Below are 6,056 nucleotides of genomic sequence, written 5' to 3' on the forward strand. Positions count from 1 at the left end.
GCCGGGGAACGGTGGATTGCCTGGAGCTAAGCCGGCTCTTGCGGAGCGCCGACGGTGCGGCCCTGTCGAGCGCCCACATGCACCTGCCCGCGTGACTCGGCCAGCTCCACCTGGCGCTGGCGCTCGGCAAGCTGGGCTTTTTCCTGCTCGGTGCGCTGGTCGTGGCAGTGCGGGCAGCTCACGCCCTTGACATAGTGCGGTGAAGCCTTCTCGGCAGCACTCAAAGGCCAGCGGCACGAGCGGCACAGCTCGTGGGGCCCGGGCTGCAAACCGTGGCCCACGCTCACGCGTTCGTCAAACACGAAGCAGTCGCCCTGCCAGGTGCTCTGCCCGGGCGGGACCTCTTCGAGGTACTTGAGGATGCCGCCCTCCAGGTGGTAGACCTCGTCGAATCCCCGCATCTTCATGAGCGCAGTGGACTTTTCGCAGCGGATTCCGCCGGTGCAGAACATCGCCACCTTGGGCTTCTTGCCGTCTTGCAAGGCCGGCTGAGCGTCCAGCCAGGCCGGCAGTTCGGTGAAGGTTTTGATGTTCGGATTGACCGCACCGGCGAACGTGCCGATGGCCACTTCGTAGTCGTTGCGGGTGTCGATCACCAGCACGTTGGGGTCGGCCAGCAAGGCGTTCCAGTCTTGCGGCTTCACGTACTGACCCACGGTCTTGTTCGGGTCCAGGCCGGGCACGCGCAGGGTCACGATCTCCTTCTTCAGCCGCACCTTCATGCGGTGAAACGGCGGGTGCTCGCTCCACGATTCCTTGTGCGGCAGGCGGGCCAGGCGCGCGTCGGCGCGCAGGTGCGCCAGCACGGCACGCACGCCCGCTTCGGGCCCGGCGATGGTGCCGTTGATGCCTTCCCGCGCAATCAGCAAGGTGCCCTTGACGCCGTTTGCCTCGCAACATGCCTGCAGCGGTTCGCGCAAATCGGCGAAGTCGGGCAGATCGACAAACTGGTAGAGGGCGGCGGTGAGGTACATGGGGGCGCGAGGCTCGGCGGACATGACCGCGATTATCCCCCTGCCCCGCGCTTATAGCGGCTGCAGCTGGGCGGGGTCGGGCCGCTCAAGCCACTGAGCGAACTCGTCCGCCAACTGCTGACTGGCCGCGGTGGCACCGTTCCAGGCCTTCATGCGCCCGGCCAGGTCGGGGCCGTAGCGGGTGAAGTCCTGGCGGTCGGGCAGCTTTGCGTTGGGCAGGGTCTTCACCCAGGCGGGATCGGGCGCGAGCACCAGCATGTTGTCCAGCGCGGCGCTGCTGCGGTGCCGACCCTTCCAGGCCTTGTCGAGCCAGCCCGGCACCACCGCTTGCTGGAAATGTGGGTACAGCACGATGGGTGCGGCGGCCGGTGGCTGGTAGCGCAGGTGCAGGTGGTAGTCGGTGATGCCACCGTCCCAGTAGGCGCCCGGTGGCGCACCCGCAATGCCGTGCACCGGGCGCAGCACGAAGGGAATGGAGCAACTGGCCTGCAACGCGTCCATGAAATTGGCGTCACCCAGCGGCACCTGGCGGGTGCGGAAATCGTGGGGATCGAACGGGAGCTGGGAGCTGGTGGAGAACACCACCCGCTCCAACCAGGCACCCAGCGCCTTTCGGTGCAGGGCGTTGGCCGCGAATGCGCCCAGATAGCCCAAGGGCGTGCGAAGGCTTCCATCACGGCCAAGCAGGTGGCGACCCCGCGAAGTGACGATGTGCAGCCGGTAGCGCGGGTGATTCAACACTTCGCCAATGCGACCGCCGTAAAAGAGCTTGAGGTTGCCGCCAAACTGCTCGCTGACCTGATCGGGCGTGGGGCGCTTCTGGCCTGGAGGCAAGTCGTAGTGCTGGGCGATGTAGTCGCGCTCCAGCCGCTCGAAAGCAGCCACCGGGTCATGAAGGCAGGCGGCGGCCATGCGCCAGGCGCCGATGGAGGCCCCCACCAGGTGCACCGGCTGGTCACTTTGCAGCAGCCATTGACCAAACAGGAAGCGGTCGAGTGGCCCGAGGATCAGGCCCTTGGGTCCGCCGGCGGCGGCGGGGATCACGCCCACGTCTCGCGGGCGCAGACCGTGTTGCGCGATGTGCTGGCGGGCGCGCGGACCCGCGTAGAGGCGAAGTGCTTGCATGGGCTGCGATTGTGTCGCAGCCGGTCGTCACGACGTGACGTGGTCGCCCGGGGTTTCTTCGGCTTCGGTGATCTCGGTGTGGCGCGAGATCGAAGGAATCTCCTCGGCCACCACCGTGTCGGGGTCGATACCGAGCACCAGCCCCACAGGATCGGGGTAGGTGTTGATCAACAACTCCGAGCGCATGGCCTGTTCTTCCGCCCGGGCGCGCCATGAGCCGATGTGGATCACGCCGGCGATGGGTTCGTAGACCTCGTTCTCGAACGGCGCCGTCTGGTGTTCGATGGCGTTGATCATGCGGCGCGGAAAATTCCATTCGCGGGCCAGCGCGGCGCCCACCTCGGCATAGCTGTAGCCAAACAGGCCACGCTCGGCGGTGGAGCGCTTGAGATCGAGCATGGGCACACTGCGGTCCAGGTCGATCATGGCCTCGGGCATGCCCACGTGCATGACGAGCTCACCGATGCCGTGGATGAGGCCGGCGGTGAAGGCCGTGTTCTCGTCGATGCGGATCGGCAGCGCGATGTAGCGCGAGAGGTTGGCGGTGTTGAGGCTGTAGCGCCAGAACTGGTTGAGGTTGACACCGCCCACGGCGTGAAAACCTTCGCCCAGCGAAGCGGCAATCACCAGCGCACGCACCTTGATCAACCCCAGCACCTGGATCGCCTCGCGGGCACTCGACACCGAGCGGTGCAAGCCGAAGAAGGCCGAGTTGGCGGTCTTGAGCAACTTGGCGGTGAGCACCGGGTCGTCTTCGATATAGGAGGCCGCCAGCATGGCGTCGACATCTTCCTGATCAAAAGTTTCGATCAGTTTGCGCACCACCTTGGGGGCCGATGGCAGGGCATCGGGCCGTTTCAGGAGCTTCTCGAGTTGCATGTCTTTTCCCCGCCTTTTGCGCCCACCCGAATCGGGTTTGCTGTCATTTTTATCGCCTGAAAACCTGCGCACTTGAGGTCTTTTTCAGTCAATGAACGCGCCCAGCGCCTGGCTGAACGACCACTCCGACGGGTCCTTGCCGAGCACGCTGTCCAGGTCCAGGCCGAGCGAGAGGCCCACCAGGTCGGGAAAGGTGGCCACCAGGCCGTTTTCGTCGAGCTGTATCTCCTCGGCGCGTGCGCGCCAGGAAGCGATGTGCAGCACACCACCCAGCGGGTCGTAGGCCTCATCGTCAAAGGGGCTGATCTGGTTGTTCAGGGCCGAGACGATGGTGGTGGGGAACTGCCACTTTTCCGCCATGCCCGCGCCCACTTGGGCGTAGCTGTAGCCGAACACCGACATCTCGGCCCGTGCCCGGTTCAGGTCCAGCGGCGGTGTACCCATGTCCAGCGGTGCGATCAGGTCGGGCATGGCGATGTGCATGATCAGGTCGCCGATGGCGTGAATCAGGCCGGCAGTGAAGGCGTTGCTCTCGTTCTGGCGCAGCAGGCCGGAGAGCGACTTGGAGATGTCGGCCACCCGCAGGCTGTAGCGCCAGAACTGCGGCAGGTTGACCCCGGGCACGTTCTTGAAGCTCGACCCCAGGGCCGCGGCCATCACCAGCGAGCGCACATGGGTCATGCCCAGCATGGCCACGGCCTCCTCGGCGCTGCCGATCTTGCGGCTGACGCGGAAGAAGGCCGAGTTGGACAGCCGCAGCACCCGCGTGGTGAGCGACGGGTCCTGCGAGATCAGGTCGGACACACGCTTGGGATTCGGGTCGTCCTTGTTCATCTCCGCCAGCAGGTCGGACACGGTGCGCGACATGGCGGGCAGCGCTCGGGGAAAGTTCAGCAGGGCTTCGAGTTGCATGGGGTGAAGTCCGGTGGCGGCTTGGGGTCGTTGCGGGCCATGACCTGAGGTTTGCCCGTTCCATGGTGTATCGGCACCCATGCCCCCAACTTGAGCCCTCGAAGCAGCCCGGAACAGGCCGGTTTCAACCGGCCTGTTTCAGCCCTTGGTACCCTTGCCCGAACCCTGCAGGCGGGCAAACGCGGAAGCCATGGCCGAGGGTGCCGCCGGCCCAGCGCTGCCAGAAGCGCTGCGTCCCTCCGGGCGAACCGATCGCACCGGCTCGAAGCGGTTGTCGCGCGGCCCGGCGCCCTGCCCTGCGCTGCGCCCCGGTGCCTCGCCGAGCTTCATCGACAGGCCGATGCGCTTGCGCGCCACGTCGACTTCCATCACCTTGACCTTGACGATGTCCCCGGTCTTGACGATTTCGCGCGCGTCGTTGACGAACTTGTGTGCCAGCTGGCTCACATGCACCAGCCCGTCCTGGTGCACACCCAGGTCGATGAAGGCGCCGAACTGGGCCACGTTGCTCACCGTGCCCTCCAGAATCATGCCCTCGCGCAGGTCGCTGATGTCGTCCACGCCGTCGTTGAAGCGCGCCACCTGGAAATCGGGGCGCGGGTCGCGACCGGGTTTCTCGAGCTCGCCGAGGATGTCCTTGACGGTGATCACACCGAAGCGCTCGTTGGCGAACAGCTCGGGGCGCAGAGTCTTGAGCATGTCGGCGCGGCCCATGAGCTCGGCCACCGGCTTGCCCGTGGTGTTCATGATCTGCTCCACCACCGGGTAGGTCTCCGGGTGCACACCCGTCATGTCCAGGGGGTTGTCGCCACCGCGGATGCGCAGGAAACCCGCGCTCTGCTCGAAGGTCTTGGCGCCCAGGCCGGCCACGTCCATCAACTGTTGCCGGTTCTTGAACGCGCCGTGCGCCTCGCGCCAGCGCACCACGGCCTTGGCCACGCTGCCCGAGAGGCCCGACACCTTGGAGAGCAGCGGCACGCTGGCGGTGTTGAGATCCACGCCCACGCCGTTCACGCAGTCCTCCACCACCGCGTCCAGCGTGCGGGCCAGTTCACTCTGGTTCACGTCGTGCTGGTACTGGCCCACTCCGATGCTCTTGGGATCGATCTTCACCAGCTCGGCCAGCGGGTCCTGCAGGCGTCGCGCGATGCTGGCCGCGCCACGCAGGCTCACGTCCACGTCGGGCATTTCCTGGCTGGCGAATTCACTGGCGGAGTACACGGAAGCACCGGCCTCGCTCACCACCACCTTCTGGATCTCGGGACGGGCCAACTGCTTCATCAGGTCGGCGGCCAGCTTGTCGGTCTCGCGACTCGCGGTGCCGTTGCCGATGGCGATCAGGTTCACGCCGTGTTTCTCGCTCAGCAGGCGCAGCGTGTGCAAGGCGCCGTCCCAGTCGCGCCGCGGCTCGTGCGGGTACACCGTGGCCGTGTCCACCAGCTTGCCGGTGGCATCGACCACCGCCACCTTCACGCCGGTGCGGATGCCCGGGTCCAGGCCCATCACCACCTTGGGGCCGGCGGGTGCGGCCAGCAGCAGGTCGCGCAGGTTGTCGGCAAACACCTTGATGGCGACAGCCTCGGCGCTCTCGCGCAGGCGGGCGAACAGGTCGCGCTCGCTGGAGAGCGAGAGCTTCACGCGCCATGTCCAGGCCACGCATTTGCGCAGCAAATCATCGGCTTTGCGGCCCTGGTGGCTCCAGCCCAGTTGCAAGGCGATGCGGCCTTCGGCGAGGGAGGGGGCAGCGCTGCGCGCGGGAGAGCCCTCACCCCTGCCCTCTCCCAGAGGGAGAGGGAGAGGGAGTGAAGCCTCGGGCAGCACCAGCTTCGCATCCAGAATCTCCAGGGAGCGCCCGCGGAACACCGCCAGCGCCCGGTGCGAGGGCACGCGCGAAATCGGCTCGTCGTAGTCGAAGTAGTCGCGAAACTTTGCCACCTCGGGCGCGTTTTCGTCCTTGCCCGCCACCAGCGTGCTCTTGAGCAGGCCTTCGGCCCAGAGCCACTCGCGCAGGTTCTGCAGCAGCGCGGCGTCTTCGGCCCAGCGCTCGCTCAGGATGTCGCGCACGCCGTCGAGGACCGCAGGTACGGTGGAGAAGTCGGCGCCGGGCTTGCCGTCGTCCAGCACCTCGGGGGGGCGGGTGAACGCCATGGCCTCGGCCGTGGGGTC

Annotated in this window: 5 protein-coding genes; all 5 read right to left on the bottom strand. The window is 66.7% G+C overall.

Translation table 11 applies throughout. The annotated features are described in order from the left end of the window. Positions 1 to 26: 26 nt before the first annotated feature. A complete protein-coding gene (locus Q0C59_RS17895) occupies positions 27 to 998 on the bottom strand; it encodes a rhodanese-related sulfurtransferase (protein WP_291218079.1) in 972 nt (323 codons plus the stop codon). A gap of 27 nt (positions 999 to 1,025) precedes the next feature. After that, positions 1,026 to 2,099, bottom strand: coding sequence for a patatin-like phospholipase family protein (locus tag Q0C59_RS17900; RefSeq protein WP_291218081.1), 1,074 nt, complete (start codon positions 2,097 to 2,099; stop codon positions 1,026 to 1,028). Positions 2,100 to 2,126: 27 nt separating this feature from the next. Further along, the gene (locus Q0C59_RS17905; RefSeq protein ID WP_291218084.1) at positions 2,127 to 2,978 is read right to left on the bottom strand and encodes an HDOD domain-containing protein; all 852 of its coding nucleotides are present in this window, start codon (positions 2,976 to 2,978) and stop codon (positions 2,127 to 2,129) included. Positions 2,979 to 3,062: 84 nt separating this feature from the next. Continuing rightward, positions 3,063 to 3,890: an HDOD domain-containing protein gene (locus tag Q0C59_RS17910; protein ID WP_291218086.1), complete on the bottom strand. Its 828-nt coding sequence runs from the start codon at positions 3,888 to 3,890 to the stop codon at positions 3,063 to 3,065. Between the two features lie 138 nt (positions 3,891 to 4,028). Further along, the coding region (locus Q0C59_RS17915) for a Tex family protein (RefSeq protein ID WP_291218088.1) at positions 4,029 to 6,056 on the bottom strand (2,028 nt) is incomplete at its 5' end.

It is taken from the genome of Hydrogenophaga sp. (assembly GCF_022844385.1).
GTDB lineage: Bacteria > Pseudomonadota > Gammaproteobacteria > Burkholderiales > Burkholderiaceae_C > Hydrogenophaga.